We start from the raw sequence: 19,837 nt of genomic DNA on the forward strand, positions 1-19,837 counted from the left end.
GATGGCCGTGAGCCGCCTCACCGATGCCGAACGCGACGAAATGCTGCGCGCGCATCCCGAATGGTCGCTGATCCGCGAGGGCGAGGCGATCGCGCGGACGTTCGAATTCGCCGATTTCAACGCGGCCTTCGGCTTCATGACGCGCGTCGCGCTGCTGGCCGACAAGGCCGACCATCATCCCGAATGGTCGAACGTCTATAACCGGGTCGAGATCGCGCTGACCACGCACGACGCAGGCGGGCTGTCGCGGCGCGATGCGGAGATGGCGAAAGCGATCGACGCGCTGAGCTGACTACTGCCCCAGCGGCCGGGTGGTGCTGCGCGCCATCTTGCGCACGCGGCCGGGCAGCCAGCGGGAAGCGAAAGCGAGGCGGCGCGCGGTCTGGCCGACGAGCGTGTGCAGCCGCTCGCCGTGCACCGCGTCCCACGCCGCCTGCGCCACGTCGCCGACCGGGGTGATTTCCAGCCCAGCGGCCTTCACCCGATCGCGGATCGCTTCGTTGCTTTGCTGGTTGGGGGCGTGTTCGAGGAGCGGGGTGTCGATGAAGCCGGGGCACAGGCTGCGGACCTTGATGCCGAACTCGGCCCATTCGGCGTCGAGCGCCTCGGTCAGCCCGCGCACCCCGAACTTGGTCGCCGAATAGACCGACGCGCCGCTGGTGCCGTAAATGCCCGCCGCGCTCGCGGTGTTGAGCAGGCAGCTTCCCGGCGCCGATTTCGTGAGCCACGGCAACGCGGCCTGTGCGCCGAACAACACGCCCTTGAGGTTGATGTCGAGGCAGCGCTCGATCTCTTCCGCCGTGTTGTCCGACAGCGATCCGCCGAGCGGGATGCCCGCGTTGTTGGCGACGACGTCGATCCGCCCGCCCGCAGCGGTGGCGAACGAGGCGAGGGCGGTGTCCCATGCCGCGCGGTCGCGCACGTCGAACTTGTGCGAATAGGTGAAGCCGTGGCCGATCCCGGCGAGCGTCTGCTCCATGCCCTTGCCGTCGATATCGCCGACGCCGACGAACCAGCTGCGTTCGCCGAAAAACTGCGCGATCGCGCGCCCGATGCCCGACGCGCCGCCGGTTATGAAGATCGCCTTGCGCTCCGCCACGTTTGCCTCTCCCGAAAAGAGCCAGCCCCGAAAAAAACAGGCCGCGCGAGGGATTACCCTCGCGCGGCCTGCTTTGCCAGCGCTTTACGTAAGCGTCAGCTTCCGAGGGCGGCCTGCAGGCCCTGCACGTGGTCCGCCCCTTCGACGATCTCGGCGCTCGACCCCGTCACCGTGTCGCCGATGGGTTCGGCCCGCCCGCCGAGGCAGGTGGCGAGGAAGTTCTCCGCCACCGCGTTGAACGCGATGTTGTTCGCCGGGGTGGCGAAGCCGTGGCCCTCGTCGGGGAACAGCACGTAAGTGACGGGAATGCCGTGTCCCTTCATCGCGGCGACGATCTGGTCGCTTTCGGCCTGCTTGACGCGCGGATCGTTGGCGCCCTGGCCGATCAGCAGTGGCTTGACGATCTTGTCCGCCGAATGGAGCGGGCTGCGTTCCTTGAGCATCGCCAGCCCTTCGGGCGTGGCCGGATTGCCCATCCGCTCGTGGAACTGGGCGATCATCGGGGCCCAGTAGGGCGGGATCGTCTCGAGCAGGGTTTCGAGGTTCGAGGGGCCGACGATGTCGACCCCGCAGGCGAACTTCTCCGGCGTGAACGTGAGGCCCGCCAGCGTGGCGTAGCCGCCGTAGGAGCCGCCCATGATCGCGACCTTGTCGGGCGCGGTCACGCCTTCGGTGATCGCCCAGTCGACCGCGTCGATCAGGTCGTCGTGCATCTTGCGGCCCCATTCGAGATCGCCGGCGGAAATGAAATCCTTGCCGAACCCGGTCGAGCCGCGGAAGTTGACGCTGAGCACCGCGTAGCCACGATTGGCGAGCCACTGGTGGGTGGAGTTGTAGCCGTAGCCGTCGCGCGCCCAGGGGCCGCCGTGGACCACCAGCACCAGCGGCACGGCGCTGTCGGGCTTGCCGTCGCCGTCAGGGTCCGAGCCGGGCGGCAGGGTGAGGTAGGAGGGCAGCGTCAGCCCGTCGCGCGATGTGAGCTCCAGCGGATGCATCGCTTGCAGCGGCGCGCCGTCGAGGTCGGGCCGCGAGGTGTAGAACTCGTTCAGCGTCTGCGCGCCGCGGTCGAAGATATAGGTCTTGGTCGGGGCCGTCAGCGGATCGTTCCACACCACCCACGTGCCATCGTCCTCGGTCCGCGACTGGACGCCGAACTCCCCCTCCAGCTGCGCGTCGAGCCAGTCGAGCGAGGCCTTGATCTCGGGATCGATCGCGGTCCATTCGGTGGTGAGATAGGTGAAGCTGTAGGCTTCGATCTCGCCGGTCTTGGGATCGGTCATCGTCCCGCCGATGTCGGCCTTGTCGTTCTCGGCGATCACGGTCGTCTCGCCGGTCGCGACATCCTGCGCGATCAGCGCGGCGGTGTTCCGTCCGCGGCTGTCGATCCAGTACATGGTCTTGCCGTCGGTGGTGAAGCCCGCGGGCTGGGTGGTCAGCGAATCCTCGAGGGTGGTGCTCGCGGTCGGCTCGGCGCCGATTTCGCCATCGACGATCGGGAAGAAGTCCATCCCGCCCGCCGCGTTGGGTTGCAACGCCATGCGCAGGTCGAGATTGTCGTCGGCGAGGAAGCCGGCATAACCGTCGTTCTGCTGCACCAGCGTCAGTTCGCCGGTGTTGAGATCGAGCATGTGCACGTCGTGGAAGCGCGGATCGCGGTTGTTCAACCCGACGAGAATCCGGTCGCGGATGTTCTGCGAAGTGCCGACGACCTGGACGCGGGTGTTCTCGAACGGAGTGAGAGTGGTTTCCCGCCCGGTTTCGACATCGACCCCGTAGAGCAGGTAGTTCTCGTCACCGCCCTTGTCCTGCACGTAGAGCAGGCTGCGGCTGTCAGGCGCCCAGAAGAAGACCGGGATCGGCCGTTCGGTCGCGGCGGTCATCGCGCGGGCCGCATCGGGGTCGGATGCGGGGGCGATCCACACGTTCATCACCCCGTCCTTGGGCGCGCGCCAGCTCAGCCACTTACCGTCGGGGCTGAGCTGGCCCGAGGCGCGCGTGGGATTGCCGAACAGATCGTCGCGCGGAATCAAGGGCGCGGCTTGGGCAGTATTGGTCATTCCGGTCGTGGTCTCCGCTTGGTGATCGGCGAGCGCCGCCTGCGGTGCGGCCAGCGCGAGCGCGGCGACCGAACAGGTGGCGAAAACGTGCTTGATCGATATCCTCATGTCTAATTCCCCCCTTTTGCCCATGACGGACGTGCTTCGGGAACGGTCAAATCGACCAACCCCTTACAGCGCCGGATTGTTGTAGCAGTGCCAGGTCAGAATCGCGACCGCGCCGCGATGCGGCCGCCAGCCTTCGGCCAGCGCGCGGGTTTCCTTTTCGGAAGGGCGCGCCTCCAGCCCCAGGATCTTCCCGATCCCGGCCTGCACCGCCAGATCGCCCGCAGGCCAGATATCGGGGCGCCCTTCGGCGAAGAGCAGGTAGATTTCGGCGGTCCAGCGGCCGATGCCCTTGATCTGCGTGAGTTCGGCGATGGCCTCCTCGTCGTCTTTCGGCAGCGACGCGAAATCGATCGCCCCGGCCTCGACCAGTTCGCACAGGCTGCGGGCGTAGCCCTGCTTCTGGCGCGAGAGGCCGCAGGCGCGCAGGGTGTCGAAATCGCGCGCCAGCAGGTCGGCCGAGGGAATTTCGGGGCCGAGCTCGGCCTCCAGCTTCGTCCACATGCTGGCGGCGGCGGCGACCGAGACCTGCTGGCCGACGATCGCGCGTAGCAGCGTCTGGTAGCCGGTCGGGCGGATGCGCGGTTCGGGATAGCCGACGCGCTCCACCGCCGCCGCCAACCGCGGTTCGCGCAATGCGGCCGCATCGATCCCCGCGCGCAGTTGCCCAGCCGTCAATCCCATCGCGTTCGCTTGCCTTCATCCGCTCGTTTGCCTTACAGGCGCGCGCAACGCGGCCTGCAATATGCCGCCGAGCCATAAGGGAAGTGCGCGCAATGCCCAAGCTGATCGTGGTCAACCGCAGCGGAGAGGAATCGGCGATCGACGTCGACGATGGCCTGACGGTGATGGAAGCGATCCGCGACAACGGCTTCGACGAACTGCTCGCGCTGTGCGGCGGATGCTGTTCCTGCGCGACGTGCCACGTCCATGTCGACCCGGCGTTCGCCGACAAGCTGCCCCCGATCAGCGAGGACGAGGACGACCTGCTCGAATCGAGCGATCACCGCGACGCTAATTCGCGCCTCGGCTGTCAGGTGCCCTTCACCGCCGATCTCGACGGGCTCAAGGTGACGATCGCACAGGAAGACTGAGGCGCGGGAGAGGCAAGGCTGAATTCGCCCGGGCAAACCGCATCTGCGTTGCGCGGCGGCGGGTGAGCGCCTAGCTCACCGGGCATGACCGCACCCGCGCCCGTTTCCAATCCGCTCGATCTCATCGGCAATACGCCGCTCGTCCTGCTCAAGGGGCCGAGCGAGGCCGCCGGCTGCGAAATCTGGGGCAAGTGCGAGTTCGCCAATCCCGGCGCCAGCGTGAAGGATCGCGCCGCGCTCGGGATCATCCGCGACGCCGAGGCGCGCGGCGAACTGAAACCCGGCGGCTGCGTGGTCGAAGGCACCGCGGGCAACACCGGGATCGGCATCGCCCTGGTCGCGGGCGCGCTGGGTTATCGCGCGATCATCGTCATGCCCGACAACCAGAGCCGCGAGAAGATGGCCACGTTGCGCGCGCTGGGCGCCGAGCTGGTGCTGGTGCCGCCGACCAAGTATTCGGATTGCAACCACTTCGTCCACACCAGCCGCCGGCTGGCGGAGGAAACCGCAGGCGCGGTCTGGGCCAACCAGTTCGACAACACGGCGAACCGCAAGGCGCATATCGAGGGCACCGCGGCCGAGCTGTGGGAGCAGATGGACGGCCGGATCGACGGCTTCACCTGTTCCGCGGGCACCGGCGGGACGATCGCGGGCGTGGGTATGGGGCTCAAGGAACGCGACGAGACGATCACGATCGCGCTCACCGATCCGCACGGCGCCGCATTGTTCAACTACTACGCGAACGGCGAATTGCAGGCCGAAGGCAGCTCGGTGGCCGAGGGCATCGGGCAGGGCCGGATCACCGGCAACCTCGAAGGCGCTCCGATCGATACGCAGTTTCGCGTGTCGGACGAGGAAGGCCTCGAATGGGTCGGGCGGCTGCTGCGCGAGGAAGGGCTGTGCCTCGGCCTGTCGTCCGGCATCAACGTGGCCGGGGCGATCGCGCTGGGCCGCGAGCTCGGCAAGGGATCGCGCGTGGCGACGATCCTGTGCGACACGGGCTTTCGTTACCTCTCGACGCTCTACGATCGCGCGTGGCTCGAATCGAAGGGATTGCCGCCGTTCGACTGGCTCGGGCGCAATTGACTGGAGCGGCGGTTGCGCTAGCCTGAGGCGATGCGCAGCATTTCCGACATTTTCGGCGGTAGGCGCCCTCGTGCAGCCCCGGTCGAGGAGGGCGCGGTCGGGCCTGGCTCGGCTCGCTCCGAATCGATCTATCGCTTGCAGGTGGGGCTCACCGGCCTCGCCGCGATCCTGCTGATGATCGCGCTGGCCAACGTCATCATGGATCGCGCCAATCGGACCGAAGCCGCGAGCCTGCCGGAAGCCGCGGCGACGGTCGCACCGAGCCCGAGCGCAACCCAGCAGAGCGATCCGCTCGCCGAGGTCGGCGTCGTGCCCGACATGCCGGCGAGCAGCCCCACGGCGACGCCGACCGCAGCGCCTGCCCCCGCGCTAGCGCCCGAGCAGGACGATGCGCCCGACGCGCGGTAGGCTCGGCCTGATCGTGGCGGGAATCGCGGTCGTCTGCGCGGCCGCGGCCTGGGCGCTCACGGGCGGTGCGCGCGACAAGCCGTCGCTGGGCCTGTTCACTACGCTGCCGATCTACTGGGCCGAAACCGCCGCACTGTCCGACATGCTCGATCGGGAAACGCGAACCGGTTGGGCGCGCGGCGCGCTCGAGGAACGCTACGAGCTCGTGCCGCTCGATACGCTCGCCCGGCCCGACGGTTCGGCGAGAGGGCTGGCGCGGGTCGATGCCCTGCTGCTCGCCCAGCCGCGCGCGCTCTCGCCGCAGGAGAATGTCGCGCTCGACGACTGGGTCCGCGCCGGCGGGCGGGTGCTGGTCTTCGCCGACCCGCTGCTGACCGCGGAATCGCGCTTTCCGATCGGCGATCGCCGCCGGCCGCAGGATGTCGCGCTGCTTTCGCCCATCCTGCGCCGCTGGGGGCTGGAGATGCGGTTCGATCCCGATCAGCCGGGCGGCGAAAGGATCGTCGAAACCGACCTCGCGCCGCTGCCCGTCAACCTCGCCGGGACGCTCCATCTGGTGGAAGGGGCGGCGACGGGTTGCTGGATCGCCTACGATCGCCTGTTCGCCCAGTGCGCCGTCGGCAATGGGGTCGCCACCGTGATCGCCGATGCGGCGCTGTTCGAAGAGCCGGCGGACGGTGGCGTACAGGCACGTGCCGCGGCGCTGGACTGGCTGACCGGCACCGCATTCGCGAGCGATCGATAGCCCATTCGGGGACTACACGGGACCAGCCGGGTCCGGAGGCGTAAAGCGACGGCTTTTTGGGGATTTCTGGTCGCAGTGCGTCGGGGTGGCGCGAGAGGACGTGAGAAAGATACCATTGTTTATCAAGTATTTATAAATCAATCCCCTGTAATCCCCTACTTTTCCCTTCCTTCCCGCCCCAGCACCGATTACAAATGCCTTCCATCGGACAGGTCGTTTCGTGTCGCGCCCCGATTCGCGAGGGGCGACCCGCAGTTGCATGCGCGATTGCGGGGGCGGGGAAGGTCTGTCCGGACGAGCAACCCTTGGGCGATAGGGGCGGGGCGAAGTGCCGGAGGCGCAGAATTTCACGGGATTTAGCGGTCAGGCCTTTTCGCTGCTCGGCGAAAAGGGGCGCTATGTCCTGCCGCCCGCCTTCCGCAATCTGGTGAAGGAATCGAGCGACGGGCGCACGCTGTGCATCGACCGTCATGCAAAACTCGATTGCCTGGTCGGCTTCGGCCTGTCGCGTCACGACGAACTCGAGGCCCAGCTCGACCGCGAGGAGGACCTCGCGTGGAAGCGCGAGCGCGATTTCGACCGCGACGTGCGCGCCGCGCAGCTGTTCGGCTATTCGCGCGTGCCGTTCGACGACAGCGGCCGCTTCATCATGCCGCCGCACCTCGTCCGCCTCGGCAAGATCGACGACCAGCTCTATTTCCACGGCCTCGGCCGTTTCTTCACCATCTGGAATCCGGCCGAACTCGCGCGGATGAACGACGACTGGGCGGGGGCGAAGGAGGCCTGCGCCGATTTCGTCGCCGAGCAGCAAGCCAAGGCGAAGCGCAAGTGACCGGCGCGGCCGACGCCCCGCACGTTCCGGTGCTGCTGCGCGAAGTGCTCGCCGCGCTCGACCCACGTCCCGGCGACGTGATCGTCGACGCCACTTTCGGCGCGGGCGGCTACACCCGCGCGCTGCTCGACGCGGGCGCGACCGTCCATGCCTTCGATCGCGACCCGGATGCGATCGCCGCCGGAAACGGCTGGCCCGAAACCACCGAGCAGCCGCCGCGGCTGGTGCTCCACCCGCGCCGCTTTTCCGAAATGGTCGCCGCGATGGCCGAAGCCGGGATCGCGCAGGTCGACGGGATCGCGATGGATATCGGCGTGTCCTCGATGCAGCTCGACCAGGCCGAGCGCGGCTTCGCCTTTTCCGCCGACGGGCCACTCGACATGACGATGGGCCGCACCCGCCCCAACGCCGCCGACTTCGTCAACGAAGCGGGCGAAGGCGAGATCGCCGACGTGCTCTATCAGTACGGCGAGGAGCGGCAGTCGCGCCGGGTCGCGCGGGCGATCGTCGCCGCCCGCCCGCTCGAAACGACGGGCGATCTCGCGCGCGTGGTCCGCAAGGCGCTCGGCCATCATCCCGGCGCGCCGAAGGACCCGGCGACGCGCAGCTTCCAGGCGATCCGCATCCACGTGAACGCCGAGCTGGATGAACTGACGCAGGGCCTCGCCGCCGCCGAAAACCTGCTGCGCGAAGGCGGCCGGCTGGCGGTGGTCAGCTTCCACAGCCTCGAGGACCGGATCGTGAAGCGCTTCCTGCGCGAAGCCTCGGCCCGCACCGGCGGCTCGCGCCACTTGCCGATGGCCGAGGCCGAGCCGGCGATCTTCGCCGGCGTATCGAAGGCGATCCGCCCCTCGGAGGCCGAGACCGCGGGCAATCCCCGCGCGCGCTCGGCCACGTTGCGCCATGCGGTGCGCACCGCCGCCCCGGCGCGGGAGGCTGCGTGATGATCGCCGGCAGCCGCCTGCGCCAGATCGGTTGGGCGGTGGTCCTCAGCGTCTGCCTCGCGGGCTTCGTCGTGCTCACCTTCCGGGTGAACGCCGTGAAGAGCGAGGTCCGCCTTGCCGAGCGGCAGATCGTCTCGCTCGAGCGCGAGAAGCTCATGCTCGAGACCGAGTTCGAGACGCGGGTCAACCAGCAGCAGCTCGCCGACTGGAACCGGGTCGAATTCGGCTATCAGGCGCCGCGCGCCGACCAGTTTCTCGACAACGAGCGCCAGCTCGCCGCGCTCGGCCTGCCGCGCGCGCTGGGCGCACCCGAGCCGATCCGCGTCGCCCGCGCGCCGACGGTCGAGGAAAGCGGCTTCCCCGCGATGGTCTCGCCCATCACCGGCCAGCCCGCCAGCGCTGCCGAGCCCTCGCACGACGACGGGGGGCGTCAGGAGCTGTCGGCCACGCGTTCGCTGGCCGAGCGGCTGTCGGGCGGTGCGCGGCTCGGCGCAGCGCTCGCGGAGGCGTCGGAATGAACGCGCTCAGCGTCAGCACGGCGATCTCGACCGGCCGGGTCAACCTCATCACCAACCGCCAGCGCTCGCTCACCGTGGCGCGCTGGCGGGCGCTGTGGCTGGCAATGGTGTTCGTCTCGATCGGCGCGGTCGCGCTCGTCCGGCTGGCCTTTCTGGGCGTGAGCGACAGCGCGACGACGGTGACCTCGCTCGAGCAGGCACTGCTGCCGCCGCGCGGCGAGATCACCGATCGCAATGGCATCCCGCTGGCCCGCGCCTTCCCCGCCTACGCGCTGTGGTACAATCCCGAGGCGCTCGGCGAAAGCGGCGCGCCGCTGGTGAAGAGCCCGCAGCAGGTCGCCGACGAACTGATGGCGATCTTCCCCGACCTCGACCGCGAGGAACTGGTCGAGACGCTCGACGCGGGCAAGGCGACCTACCTGCGCCGCCGGGTGCTGCCCGAGGATGCCAATCGGGTGCAGGCAATCGGCGAACTGGCGCTCGAAATGCCGCACGAAAACGACCGGCACTATCCCCAGGGATCGATGGCGGCGCACGCGCTTGGCTATATCGACGCCTCGGGCAACGGCCAGGTCGGCATGGAGCAGGTACTCGACGAAAGGCTCAAGGATCCCGCGCTCCGCGGCCAGCCGGTCGCGCTGTCGATCGACATGCGCGTGCAGGGCGCGCTGGAAGACGAACTGCGCCGCGGGATGCTGTCGGTCAACGCCGTGGGCGCGGCGGGCATCGTGCTCGACGTCGATACCGGCGAAGTGCTGGCGCTCGCCTCGCTGCCGGAATTCAATCCGAACAAGATCGACGTCGAAGGCGAATCGTACATGTTCAACCGGGTGACCAACCAGGTCTACGAGCTCGGTTCGACCTTCAAGCCGCTGACCGTGGCGGCGGCGATCGACGCGGGCGTGGTCCGCGATTTCGGCCGCCGGTACGACGCGTCGCCGGTGCCGATCGGGGGCTTCACGATCAGGGACAGCCACCCGCTCGGCGCGACGCTCAACGTGCCGGAGGCGCTGATCCATTCCTCCAACACCGTCACCGCGCGGATCGCGGACGAACTCGGTGCGAAGCGGTTGCGCCAGACGATGATCGACCTCGGCATGAACGAGCGGCCCTATATCGAGCTGCCCGCGCGTGGGTTTCCGATCTGGCCGGGCAAGGACTGGCCCCGCATCCGCAACATGACGGTCGGCTACGGCCACGGTATCGCGGTCACCCCGCTGCACCTCGCCAGCGCCTATGCCGCGATGGTGAACGGCGGCGTGTGGCGTCCGGCGACGATGCACAAGCTCGCAGCCGGCGAGGCGCCGCGCGGTCGCCGCGTGTTCAAGGCCTCGACCAGCGCGCGGATGCGCCAGTTGCTGCGCATGATCTCGGTCTACGGAACCGGACGCAGCGCCGACGCGCCCGGCTATCGCGTGGGCGGCAAGACCGGATCGGCGGAAAAGCCCGGCGCGGGCGGCTATCGCCGGTCCAGCCTGATCTCGACTTTCGCCGCGGCTTTCCCGATGGACCGCCCGCGCTATGTCGTGGTCGCCATGCTCGACGAACCGCAGGGCACCACCGCCAGCTCGTTCCAGCGCACCGCCGCGTGGAACGCCGCGCCGATCGTCGGCAATCTCGTTCCGCGCATCGGCCCCTTGCTCGGCATCCGCCCCGACGACGCGCGCGACGTCGATATCAGCGACCTGCGCCCGCTGATCGGCGGAGGGGGCGAATGAAACTGCACAAGCTCGCCGCCGCCGCCGGGCTTGCGCTCGACGACGAAGCCGATCTCCAGGTGACCGGCTTTGCGATCGATCACCGCAAGGTGGCCCCCGGCACGGTGTTCGGAGCCTTCCGCGGTGCTGCCGTCAACGGCGAGGATTTCATTCCTGCCGCGGTGGCCGCCGGTGCGGTTGCGGTGGTCGCGCGGCCGGACGTGCGGGTGGAAGGCGCCGTGCACGTCGCCGACGCCGCGCCGCGCCGCGCGTTCGCACAACTCGCGGCAAAGTTCTTCACCCCCGTTCCGCCCACGATCGTCGCGGTGACCGGGACCAACGGCAAGACCTCGACGGTCGAGATGACCCGCCAGCTCTGGCGCATGGCGGGCGAGCGCGCGGCCTCGATCGGGACGCTCGGCGTCACCACCGCCGACGAGAGCGTGTCGACCGGGTTGACCACGCCCGACATCGTCACGTTCCTGTCGAACATGAGCGGGCTGGCGCGCGAAGGCGTGACCCACGTCGCCTACGAAGCCTCGAGCCACGGCCTATCGCAATACCGCAACGAGGGGCTGCGCGTTTCCGCCGCCGCCTTCACCAACTTCAGCCGCGACCACCTCGATTACCACGCCAGCATGGAAGAGTATTTCGCGGCGAAGATGCGCCTGATCGACGAGGTCGTCGCCGACGATGCAACGGTCGTCGTCTGGGCCGGGAGCGACGACTGGTCGGCCCGCGCGATCGACCATGCCCGCCAGCGGGGCCTGCGCGTGATGACGGTGGGCGAGGCGGGCGAGGATATCCGCCTGACGGGCCGCGAAGCCACGCAGCTCGGACAGGAACTGACGATCGAATATGGCGGGCAGCGGCGCACGCTCCGCTTGCCGCTGATCGGCGCATACCAGGCCGCGAACGCGCTCGTCGCGGCGGGGCTGGTGCTGGCGACCGGAGGCGATGCGGCGGCGACGTTCGACGGCGTGGCGCGCCTCCAGCCGGTGCGCGGGCGGCTCGAGCGCGCGGTGATCGCGCCGTCGGGCGCGCCGGTCTATGTCGATTACGCACACACTGCGGACGCGCTGGAGGCGGCGATCGCCGCGCTGCGACCGCATGTCGGCGGGCGGCTTATCACCGTGTTCGGCGCGGGTGGCGACCGCGACGAAGGCAAGCGGGCGGACATGGGCCGTGTCGCGGAAATGCATTCGGACGCGGTTATCGTAACTGACGACAACCCGCGCGGCGAAGATCCGGCGGCGATCCGTCGCGCGATCCTCGCCGGTGCGCCGGGAGCGCAAGAGATCGGCGACCGGCGCGAGGCGATCAGCGCCGCGATCGCGATGGCGGGGCCGGACGATATCGTGCTCGTCGCGGGCAAGGGCCACGAACAGGGCCAGATCGTCGGATCGGGAGAGAACATGCGGATACTGCCGTTCGACGATGTTGCCGTGGCGCGCGAATGCGCCGCTGCGCCGGGGGTATCGGCATGAGCGCGCATCCCGCCCTGCGCGCCTGGCCCGTCCGCCCGCGCGACCGCATGGGGCTGGCGCTGTGGGACGCGACGTCGCTCGCCGAAGCGATGGGCGGCACCGCCAGCGGGCCGTTCCAGGTTTCCGGCGTCGAGATCGATTCGCGCGACGTGCGCTCGGGCGATCTGTTCTTCGCGCTCAAGGGCGAAAGCACCGACGGGCACCGCTTCGTCGACAAGGCGTTCGCGAACGGTGCGGCGGCGGCGGTGGTCGAACGTCCAGTCGACTGGCCGCATATTCTCGTGCCCGATGCAAACGCCGCGCTCGCGGCGCTGGCGGAAGCGTCGCGCCTCCGCTCGGCGGCGGCGCGGATCGGGGTGACCGGATCGGTCGGCAAGACGGGGGTGAAGGAAGCGATCTTCGCCGCGCTCGATCGGGCGAGCCGGGGGCAGGCGCATCGCTCTGTGCGCAGCTACAACAACCATATCGGCGTGCCGCTCAGCCTCGCGCGGATGCCCGCGCGCAGCCGCTTCGGCGTATTCGAGATGGGCATGAACCACGCGCGCGAGATCGCCGCGCTGACCGCGCAGGTGCGCCCGAACGTGGCGGTCGTCACCACGATCGCGCCCGCGCATATCGAGAACCTCGGCAGCGAGGAAGCGATCGCCGACGCCAAGGCGGAAATCTTCGAAGCGCTGGAGCCCGGCGGCACGGCGGTGATCCCGGCGGATTCGCCGCATTACGAGCGGCTTCGCGGCCATGCGCTGGCGGTGGGCGCGAAGGTGCTGTCGTTCGGCCGCGCTGCCCATGCCGACGTCCGCCTGCTCGATGCGATCCCCTCGGCGAACGGCGGCGCGCTGGTGACGGCGGACTTCGGCGACACGCGGCTGTGCTATTCGGTCGCCGAGCCGGGCGAGCACTGGATCGCCAACTCGCTGTGCGTGATGGCGGCGGTGCGCGCGGCGGGCGGCGATCTCGGCTCGGCCGGGCTCGCGCTGGCCGAGATGGGCGGCCTGAAGGGGCGCGGTGCGCGCCACCGGATCGCGGCGAGCGGCGGGACCGCGTTGCTGATCGACGAAAGCTACAACGCCAATCCGGCCTCGATGCGCGCGACGCTCCATCAGCTCGGCCAGACGCCGGCCTCGCGCCGGATCGCGGTGCTCGGCAGCATGAAGGAACTGGGCGAGTTCGCGCCCGCCTTCCACGCACAGATCGCCGGGCCGCTGGCCGAGGCAAAAGTCGATCACGCGGTGCTGGTGGGCGAGGAAATGCGCGCTCTCATGCGGGACTTGGGGAAAGGCGCGGGCGGGGCGCTTGCAGGCGGGATGACCTTCGCGCATTGCGATGGGCCTGCCGAAGCGATCGCGGCGCTGGAGGAATACGGTATCGCCGCGGGCGATGCGATCCTCGTCAAGGGCTCCAACTCGGTCGGGCTCGGCAGGCTTGTTACTCATTTCGCCGCCAGGAATTCCGGCGGCCGGGACGGCTGAATGCTCTACCTGATCGCCGAGTGGCTGGGTTTCGAAGGTGCCCTCAACCTGATCCGCTATCAGACGTTCCGCGCGGGTGCGACGCTGATGACGGCGCTGGTGATCGGGCTCGTCATCGGCCCACGCTTCATCAACATGTTGCGCGTGCGCCAGGGCAAGGGCCAACCCATCCGCGAGGACGGGCCGCAGACGCATCTCGCCAAGCGCGGCACGCCTACGATGGGCGGGCTGATGATCCTGACCTCTCTGGTCATTTCCATGCTGTTGTGGATGGACCTCACGAACCCGTTCGTCTGGGCCTGCCTGGCGGTGACGGTCGGCTTCGGGCTGATCGGCTTCATGGACGATTACGACAAGGTTTCGAAATCGAGCCATCGCGGAGTATCGGGCAAGGTCCGTCTGCTGCTGGAATTCGCGGTGGCGGGGGTCGCTTCGTGGATCGTCGTCAGCCAGATCAACACGTTCCTCTACGTCCCGTTCTTCAACAACCTCGGGTTCGAACTCGGCTGGCTCTATTACGTTTTCGCCGCCGTGGTGATCGTGGGGGCAGGCAACGCGGTGAACCTGACCGACGGGCTGGACGGGCTGGCGATCATGCCGGTCATCATCGCGGCGGGCACCTTCGCGCTGATCTGCTATCTGGTCGGGCGCGTCGACTATTCGGGCTACCTCGGTATCCCGCACGTGCCGGGTGCGGGCGAGCTGGCGATCTTCTGCGCCGCGATCATGGGCGCGGGGCTGGCCTTCCTCTGGTTCAACGCGCCCCCGGCCGCCGTGTTCATGGGCGACACCGGCAGCTTGGCGCTGGGCGGCGCGCTGGGCGCGATCGCGGTCGCGGCGCATCACGAGATCGTGCTCGCCATCGTCGGCGGCCTGTTCGTGGTCGAGGCGCTTTCGGTGATCATTCAGGTTTTCTGGTTCAAGCGCACGGGCAAACGGATTTTCCGCATGGCCCCGATCCACCACCACTTCGAACAGCTCGGTTGGAGCGAAAGCAAGGTCGTGATCCGTTTCTGGATCGTCTCGATCGTGCTCGCGCTGATGGGCCTGGCGACGTTGAAGCTGCGATGATCGTTTCCTCGGCCTTTTCCGGTAAGCGCTACGCCATCCTCGGCCTCGCCCGCTCGGGCCTCGCCGCGGCGGAGACGCTGCTGGCGAGCGGGGCGGAGGTCGTCGCGTGGGACCGGCAGGATGTCGCGCGCGACAAGCTGGCGGGCCGCGCGCGGCTGGCCGACCCGCTGGAGATGGATCTGACGGGATTCGACGGCGTGGTCGTTTCGCCCGGCGTGCCGCTCAACACCCATCCGATCGCCGAGCGCGCCGCGCGGCTCGGGGTTCCGGTGATCGGCGATATCGAGCTGTTCGCGCTCGCCCGCGCCGCGCTGCCGCCGCACAAGGTCGTCGGCATCACCGGCACCAACGGCAAGTCGACCACCACAGCGCTGGTGCACCACATCCTCGAGAGTGCGGGAATTCCGGCGCGCATGGGCGGCAACATCGGTCTGCCGGTTCTGGGGCAGGAGCCGTTACCAGTGGGCGGGGTCTACGTGCTCGAACTGTCGAGCTACCAGATCGACCTGACGCGCTCGCTCGCCTGCGAGGCCGCGGCGCTGAGCAACGTCACCCCCGACCACCTCGATCGCTACGACGATTTCGCCGCCTACGCTGCGTCTAAGGCGCGGCTGTTCGCGATGCAGGCGCCCGATCAGTTCGCGGTGTTCGGCTGCGCGGACGAGCCCACCGACGCGATCTGCGCCACCCAACGCGCCCGCCGCGCACCGGGTCGCGCCGTCTGCGCCGACCGCGCCGCGCTTGCCCTGCGTCAGGCCGACTGGCCGGCGCTGCAAGGCCCGCACAATCTCGAAAACGCGGCGATCGCCGCGGCGCTGTGTGCCGAACTCGGCGTGGCAAACGACGCGATCCTCGCCGCGATGGCGAGCTTTCGCGGGTTGCCGCATCGGATGGAAGTCGTCGCCGAGCATCGCGGGGTGCTGTTCGTCAACGACAGCAAGGCGACCAATCCCGCCTCCGCGGCCCCCGCGCTCGCCGCCTATCCGCCGGTGGCAGGCGGTCGCGCGCGCGTCCACTGGATCGTCGGCGGGCTGCCCAAGGAAGACGGGCTGGGCGAGTGCGAGGCGCATCTCGGCAACGTTGGCGCCGCCTACACCATCGGCGAGGCGGGGCCGCGTTTCGCGCAGCTTCTGAACGGCCACGTGCGCGTGGAACGGGCCGAGCTGATGTGTCAGGCGCTGCGCCTCGCCTTCGCGGCGGCCGGGCCGGGCGACGTCGTGCTGCTCTCGCCCGCCTGTGCCAGCTTCGACCAGTTCCGCGACTACGAGAAGCGCGGCGAATATTTCCGCGAGATCGTCGCCATGCTGACCGGCGCGCCGGCGGGCGTGGTGGTCGATCCCTGTGCCGGGAAATCCGCGGCATGAGCGCGACCCAGCCCTATATCCCGCGAGCGGGCGAACGCGCGCCGCGGCAGGATCGGTATCGCAGCTCCAAGCGCGCCGAGCTGCGCATCTGGTGGCGCGAGATCGACCGCGTGCTGCTGTTCCTGGCTCTTGCGCTGATGGCCATCGGTGCGGCCGCGGTCGCCGCCGCGTCGCCCGCCAGCGCACGGCGCCTGTCGACCGCCAGCCACACGCTGCCCGATCTCTATTTCTACTGGGCACATCTGCGCTGGCAGATCGTCGGCCTGGCCGCGATGTTCGGCGCCGCGCTGCTCTCGCGCGAGAACGCGCGGCGCGCCGGTATCATGCTGTTCGCCGCCATGTTCGTGCTGCTGATGCTGGTGCCGGTGCTGGGCTACGAGGTGAACGGCGCGAAGCGGTGGATCAACCTCGGCTTCTCGTTCCAGCCGTCCGAATTCCTCAAGCCCGCGTTCGTGATCGCGCTCGCCTGGGTGATCTCATGGCGCGCGCGCGATCCGAACCTGCCGGTCGTGGCGATCGCGACGGGCGTGATGGGCGCGATCGGGGCGCTGTTGATGCTCCAGCCCAACCTCGGCGATACGGTGCTGTTCGCGGGCGTATGGTTCGCGCTGGTGATCCTTTCCGGCGTGCCGGTGAAGCGGCTCGCCATGCTGATCGGCGCGGGCGTCGCGACGGCGGTGATGATCTACCTGTTCTACGAAAACGGCCGCAACCGCATCAACGACTTCCTCGGCGGCGGCACCGCGTTCGATCAGGTCGATCTGGCCGAGCGCACGCTGCTGGCGGGCGGGTGGACCGGCAGCGGCCTGTGGCTCGGCATCCGCAAGATGAGCCTGCCCGAAGCACATACCGACTACATCTTTTCGGTCATCGGCGAGGAATTCGGGCTGATCGTCTGCGCGCTGATCGTGCTGCTCTACCTCGCGATCATCGTGCGCGTGCTGGTGCGGCTGGCGGACGAGGAGAACCTGTTCACGCTGCTCGCCGGGGCGGGGCTCGCGGTGCTGATCGGCGGGCAGGCGTTCATCAATATCCTCGTAAACCTGCAGCTCGCGCCGTCCAAGGGGATGACGCTGCCGCTGGTGTCCTACGGCGGATCGTCCACGATCGCGGTGTGCCTGACGGTCGGCCTGCTGCTGGCGATCACCCGGCGCAACCCGTTCCTCAAGTCGCAGACGCCGGGGCTGTGGCAGCGATTGTTCGGGCGCGAGGCGCAATCATGAGCGGCGCGAACCGGCACTACGTGCTCGCGGCGGGCGGCACCGGCGGGCACCTGATCCCCGCTTTCGCGCTCGCGACCGAGCTGGAGCGGCGCGGGCATCACGTCGCGCTGGTGACCGACGAGCGCGGCGCGAAAATCCCGGGCAAGCCCTCGTTCCTCCCCGCACACGTGCTGCCGGCGGGCCGCTTCGGCAAGAACCCGCTCGGCTGGATCAAGGCGATCCGCGCGGTGCTGGAAGGGCGCCGCATGGCGCTGCGCCTGTTCGAAACGTTCGCGCCGAGCGCGGTGGTCGGCTTCGGCGGCTATCCCGCGCTGCCCGCGCTGCTCGCCGCGACCTCGGCCGGAGTGCCCAGCGTGGTGCACGAGCAGAACGCGGTGCTCGGGCGGGTGAACCGCCTGCTCGCCGGGCGGGTGCAGGCGATCGCGACCGCCTATCCCGATATCGCGCGGCTGAAGCCCAAGCACGCGGGCAAGGCGCATCTCGTCGGCAATCCGGTGCGTGCCGAAGTGCTGGATCTGCGCGCCGAACCCTTCCCGCAGCCGAGCGAGGACGGGCTGCTCAAGGTGCTCGTCACCGGCGGCAGCCAGGGCGCGCGCGTGCTGAGCGAGGTGGTGCCCGACGGGCTGGCGATGCTGCCCCCCGCGCTCCGCCAGCGGCTGCAGGTCACCCAGCAGTGCCGCGCGGAGGATATCGAGGCGGTGCGCGAGCGCTATCGCGGGCACGACATCCCGGCCGAGCTGGGCACCTATTTCGAGAACATGGCCGCGCGGCTCGCCGATACGCACCTATTCATCGGCCGCGCGGGCGCCTCGACGATCGCCGAGCTGACTGCGGTCGGTCGCCCCGCGATCCTCGTGCCGCTGCCGATCGCGACCGACGATCACCAGGCCGCCAATACCCGCGAACTGGCCAAGGGGGGCGGAGCGCGGATGATCCGGCAGGCAAACTTCGCGCCCAAGGAACTGGCCAAGCAGATCCAGGTGCTCGCCCAGCATCCGCAGGCTCTGGCGAACGCGGCCCATGCGGCGTGGAACTGCGGCCGGCCCGATGCGGCGAAGGATCTTGCCGATCTGGTCGAGAGCTTCGGCGGGGCGGAGATGATGGACGTAATCCGCGTCGGCGCGAACAATGCACGCGGCGCGAGCCAAGGCGCCGTCGCCGGGCAGGGCGCGGCGAAGGACAGCGCGCTGTGAAGGGCGTCGCGACCGATATCGGGACGATCCACTTCGTCGGCATCGGCGGGATCGGCATGTCCGGCATTGCCGAGGTGATGCACAACCTCGGCTATTCTGTGCAGGGTTCCGACATTGCCGAGAGCGCGAGTGTCGAGCGCCTGCGCGCGCGCGGAATCCAGGTCGCCATCGGCCACGCGGCGGAGAATGTGGAGGGCGTGGCGGTCGTCGTCACCTCGACCGCTGTGCGCCGTACCAATCCCGAAGTCGTCGCCGCGCTGGAAAACCGCATCCCGGTGGTGCGCCGCGCCGAGATGCTCGCCGAGCTGATGCGCCTGCGGAACACTGTCGCGGTGGCGGGCACGCACGGCAAGACAACGACGACGAGCATGGTCGCCGCGCTGCTCGATGCGGGCGGGGTCGACCCTACGGTCATCAACGGCGGCATCATCGAGCAATACGGATCGAACGCCCGGCTGGGCGACAGCGACTGGATGGTCGTGGAGGCGGACGAGAGCGACGGCAGTTTCCTGCGCCTCGATGGCACGATCGCGGTGGTGACCAACATCGACCCCGAACATCTCGACCACTACGGCGATTTCGACGGGGTGAAGGATGCCTTCGTCGAGTTCATCCACAATGTGCCGTTCTACGGCGCGGCGATCCTGTGCATCGACCACCCCGAGGTGCAGGCAGTGATCGGCAAGGTCCGCGACCGGCGCGTGGTGACCTACGGCTTCTCGCTCCAGGCCGACGTCTGCGCGGTCAACGTGCGGTCCGAGGCGGGCGGCAACCGCTTCGACGTCGTCGTGCGCCAGCGCGGGGAGGAAGACCGCCGGATCGAGGGCGTTCACCTGCCGATGCCCGGCCGCCACAACGTGCAGAACGCGCTCGCCGCGATCGCGGTGGCGATCGAGATGGGCTGCACGAACGAAACGATCTGCAACGGCTTCGGCCAGTTCGGCGGGGTGCGGCGGCGCTTCACCCGCGTGGGGCAGGTGGCCCTCGCGAACGGCTCTGCCACGGTGATCGACGATTACGCGCACCACCCGGTCGAAATCCGCGCGGTGCTGTCCGCCGCGCGCGAAAGCGTCGCCGAAGGTTCGCCCGGCCGGGTGATCGCGGTGATGCAGCCGCACCGCTATTCGCGCCTCGGCGACCTGATGGACGACTTCCAGAACTGCTTCAACGATGCCGATCAGGTCTATGTGACGCCGGTCTACACCGCCGGGGAAGACCCCGTGCCGGGTGTCGATTCCGCTGCGCTCGTCGCCGGCCTGAAATCGCGCGGCCACCGCGCGGCTTCGACCGTCGCCGACCAGGCCGAACTCGCCAGCGTGCTGGCGGGCGAGGTGGGCGAGGGCGATCTCGTCATCTGCCTCGGCGCGGGCGACATCACCAAGTGGGCGGCCACGCTGGCGAGCGATATCGAGAAGGCGCGCGCGGCGTGACCATGGCGCAGCCCG

The 19,837-nt window shown here is 69.1% G+C and carries 19 protein-coding genes; 16 read left to right on the top strand and 3 right to left on the bottom strand.

Annotated features, from left to right (window positions below):
• Position 1: 1 nt before the first annotated feature.
• The gene (locus ACE3QC_RS13700; protein ID WP_374409169.1) at positions 2 to 292 is read left to right on the top strand and encodes a 4a-hydroxytetrahydrobiopterin dehydratase; all 291 of its coding nucleotides are present in this window, start codon (positions 2 to 4) and stop codon (positions 290 to 292) included.
• Here ACE3QC_RS13700 and ACE3QC_RS13705 read toward each other — a convergent pair whose 3' ends face one another.
• From ACE3QC_RS13705 to ACE3QC_RS13715, 3 genes are all read right to left on the bottom strand, one after another.
• Positions 293 to 1,099, bottom strand: coding sequence for an SDR family oxidoreductase (locus ACE3QC_RS13705; protein ID WP_374409171.1), 807 nt, complete (start codon positions 1,097 to 1,099; stop codon positions 293 to 295).
• Positions 1,100 to 1,194: 95 nt separating this feature from the next.
• Positions 1,195 to 3,264 carry an alpha/beta fold hydrolase gene (locus ACE3QC_RS13710; protein WP_374409173.1) on the bottom strand — a complete coding sequence of 690 codons (2,070 nt, stop codon included), beginning with the start codon at positions 3,262 to 3,264 and terminating at the stop codon, positions 1,195 to 1,197.
• 63 nt (positions 3,265 to 3,327) lie between these two features.
• Positions 3,328 to 3,945, bottom strand: a complete 618-nt coding sequence (locus tag ACE3QC_RS13715; RefSeq protein WP_374409175.1) for a DNA-3-methyladenine glycosylase — start codon at positions 3,943 to 3,945, stop codon at positions 3,328 to 3,330.
• Between the two features lie 92 nt (positions 3,946 to 4,037).
• Between ACE3QC_RS13715 and ACE3QC_RS13720 the strand changes: the two genes are divergently transcribed.
• The 15 genes from ACE3QC_RS13720 to murC all read left to right on the top strand — a co-directional run bounded on the left by ACE3QC_RS13720 (position 4,038) and on the right by murC (position 19,822).
• A complete protein-coding gene (locus ACE3QC_RS13720; RefSeq protein WP_374409177.1) occupies positions 4,038 to 4,355 on the top strand; it encodes a 2Fe-2S iron-sulfur cluster-binding protein in 318 nt (105 codons plus the stop codon).
• An 84-nt stretch (positions 4,356 to 4,439) separates the two neighbouring features.
• Positions 4,440 to 5,441 carry a cysteine synthase A gene (locus ACE3QC_RS13725; protein ID WP_374409179.1) on the top strand — a complete coding sequence of 334 codons (1,002 nt, stop codon included), beginning with the start codon at positions 4,440 to 4,442 and terminating at the stop codon, positions 5,439 to 5,441.
• A gap of 135 nt (positions 5,442 to 5,576) precedes the next feature.
• Positions 5,577 to 5,849: a hypothetical protein gene (locus ACE3QC_RS13730; protein WP_374409181.1), complete on the top strand. Its 273-nt coding sequence runs from the start codon at positions 5,577 to 5,579 to the stop codon at positions 5,847 to 5,849.
• A complete protein-coding gene (locus ACE3QC_RS13735; protein WP_374409183.1) occupies positions 5,830 to 6,594 on the top strand; it encodes a Gldg family protein in 765 nt (254 codons plus the stop codon). Before ACE3QC_RS13730 ends, ACE3QC_RS13735 begins: the two co-directional genes overlap by 20 nt.
• Before the next feature lie 328 nt (positions 6,595 to 6,922).
• Positions 6,923 to 7,426: a division/cell wall cluster transcriptional repressor MraZ gene (locus ACE3QC_RS13740; RefSeq protein WP_374409185.1), complete on the top strand. Its 504-nt coding sequence runs from the start codon at positions 6,923 to 6,925 to the stop codon at positions 7,424 to 7,426.
• On the top strand, positions 7,423 to 8,370 hold the full coding sequence (gene rsmH / locus ACE3QC_RS13745; RefSeq protein WP_374409187.1) for a 16S rRNA (cytosine(1402)-N(4))-methyltransferase RsmH: 948 nt from the start codon (positions 7,423 to 7,425) through the stop codon (positions 8,368 to 8,370). Before ACE3QC_RS13740 ends, rsmH begins: the two co-directional genes overlap by 4 nt.
• Complete coding sequence (locus ACE3QC_RS13750; protein WP_374409303.1) at positions 8,370 to 8,888, top strand: hypothetical protein; 519 nt, start codon at positions 8,370 to 8,372, stop codon at positions 8,886 to 8,888. The genes rsmH and ACE3QC_RS13750 overlap by 1 nt, the downstream gene beginning before the upstream one ends.
• The gene (locus ACE3QC_RS13755) at positions 8,885 to 10,606 is read left to right on the top strand and encodes a peptidoglycan D,D-transpeptidase FtsI family protein (RefSeq protein ID WP_374409189.1); all 1,722 of its coding nucleotides are present in this window, start codon (positions 8,885 to 8,887) and stop codon (positions 10,604 to 10,606) included. The genes ACE3QC_RS13750 and ACE3QC_RS13755 overlap by 4 nt, the downstream gene beginning before the upstream one ends.
• Positions 10,603 to 12,072, top strand: coding sequence for a UDP-N-acetylmuramoyl-L-alanyl-D-glutamate--2,6-diaminopimelate ligase (locus ACE3QC_RS13760; protein WP_374409191.1), 1,470 nt, complete (start codon positions 10,603 to 10,605; stop codon positions 12,070 to 12,072). The genes ACE3QC_RS13755 and ACE3QC_RS13760 overlap by 4 nt, the downstream gene beginning before the upstream one ends.
• Positions 12,069 to 13,541 carry a UDP-N-acetylmuramoyl-tripeptide--D-alanyl-D-alanine ligase gene (gene murF / locus ACE3QC_RS13765; RefSeq protein ID WP_374409193.1) on the top strand — a complete coding sequence of 491 codons (1,473 nt, stop codon included), beginning with the start codon at positions 12,069 to 12,071 and terminating at the stop codon, positions 13,539 to 13,541. The genes ACE3QC_RS13760 and murF overlap by 4 nt, the downstream gene beginning before the upstream one ends.
• Positions 13,542 to 14,612, top strand: coding sequence for a phospho-N-acetylmuramoyl-pentapeptide-transferase (gene mraY, locus ACE3QC_RS13770; RefSeq protein WP_374409195.1), 1,071 nt, complete (start codon positions 13,542 to 13,544; stop codon positions 14,610 to 14,612).
• A complete protein-coding gene (gene murD, locus ACE3QC_RS13775) occupies positions 14,609 to 15,976 on the top strand; it encodes a UDP-N-acetylmuramoyl-L-alanine--D-glutamate ligase (RefSeq protein ID WP_374409196.1) in 1,368 nt (455 codons plus the stop codon). The genes mraY and murD overlap by 4 nt, the downstream gene beginning before the upstream one ends.
• Positions 15,973 to 17,199, top strand: a complete 1,227-nt coding sequence (locus ACE3QC_RS13780; protein WP_374409197.1) for an FtsW/RodA/SpoVE family cell cycle protein — start codon at positions 15,973 to 15,975, stop codon at positions 17,197 to 17,199. The genes murD and ACE3QC_RS13780 overlap by 4 nt, the downstream gene beginning before the upstream one ends.
• Complete coding sequence (gene murG, locus ACE3QC_RS13785) at positions 17,196 to 18,392, top strand: undecaprenyldiphospho-muramoylpentapeptide beta-N-acetylglucosaminyltransferase (RefSeq protein WP_374409198.1); 1,197 nt, start codon at positions 17,196 to 17,198, stop codon at positions 18,390 to 18,392. Before ACE3QC_RS13780 ends, murG begins: the two co-directional genes overlap by 4 nt.
• Positions 18,389 to 19,822 (top strand): UDP-N-acetylmuramate--L-alanine ligase, encoded by a 1,434-nt coding sequence (gene murC / locus ACE3QC_RS13790; RefSeq protein ID WP_374409199.1) that lies wholly within the window; start codon positions 18,389 to 18,391, stop codon positions 19,820 to 19,822. The genes murG and murC overlap by 4 nt, the downstream gene beginning before the upstream one ends.
• The last annotated feature ends 15 nt before the right edge of the window (positions 19,823 to 19,837 follow it).

It is taken from the genome of Pelagerythrobacter sp. (assembly GCF_041912895.1).
Lineage (GTDB): Bacteria > Pseudomonadota > Alphaproteobacteria > Sphingomonadales > Sphingomonadaceae > Pelagerythrobacter.

Excerpts from the sequence above, each read along its gene's own strand:
- ACE3QC_RS13700 (WP_374409169.1), top strand. The coding sequence starts at position 2 with ATGGCCGTGAGCCGCCTCACCGATGCCGAACGCGACGAAATGCTGCGC.
- ACE3QC_RS13710 (WP_374409173.1), bottom strand. The coding sequence starts at position 3,264 with ATGAGGATATCGATCAAGCACGTTTTCGCCACCTGTTCGGTCGCCGCG.
- ACE3QC_RS13715 (WP_374409175.1), bottom strand. The coding sequence starts at position 3,945 with ATGGGATTGACGGCTGGGCAACTGCGCGCGGGGATCGATGCGGCCGCA.
- ACE3QC_RS13720 (WP_374409177.1), top strand. The coding sequence starts at position 4,038 with ATGCCCAAGCTGATCGTGGTCAACCGCAGCGGAGAGGAATCGGCGATC.
- ACE3QC_RS13725 (WP_374409179.1), top strand. The coding sequence starts at position 4,440 with ATGACCGCACCCGCGCCCGTTTCCAATCCGCTCGATCTCATCGGCAAT.
- ACE3QC_RS13735 (WP_374409183.1), top strand. The coding sequence starts at position 5,830 with ATGCGCCCGACGCGCGGTAGGCTCGGCCTGATCGTGGCGGGAATCGCG.
- ACE3QC_RS13750 (WP_374409303.1), top strand. The coding sequence starts at position 8,370 with ATGATCGCCGGCAGCCGCCTGCGCCAGATCGGTTGGGCGGTGGTCCTC.
- ACE3QC_RS13755 (WP_374409189.1), top strand. The coding sequence starts at position 8,885 with ATGAACGCGCTCAGCGTCAGCACGGCGATCTCGACCGGCCGGGTCAAC.
- ACE3QC_RS13760 (WP_374409191.1), top strand. The coding sequence starts at position 10,603 with ATGAAACTGCACAAGCTCGCCGCCGCCGCCGGGCTTGCGCTCGACGAC.
- murF (WP_374409193.1), top strand. The coding sequence starts at position 12,069 with ATGAGCGCGCATCCCGCCCTGCGCGCCTGGCCCGTCCGCCCGCGCGAC.
- mraY (WP_374409195.1), top strand. The coding sequence starts at position 13,542 with ATGCTCTACCTGATCGCCGAGTGGCTGGGTTTCGAAGGTGCCCTCAAC.
- murD (WP_374409196.1), top strand. The coding sequence starts at position 14,609 with ATGATCGTTTCCTCGGCCTTTTCCGGTAAGCGCTACGCCATCCTCGGC.
- ACE3QC_RS13780 (WP_374409197.1), top strand. The coding sequence starts at position 15,973 with ATGAGCGCGACCCAGCCCTATATCCCGCGAGCGGGCGAACGCGCGCCG.
- murG (WP_374409198.1), top strand. The coding sequence starts at position 17,196 with ATGAGCGGCGCGAACCGGCACTACGTGCTCGCGGCGGGCGGCACCGGC.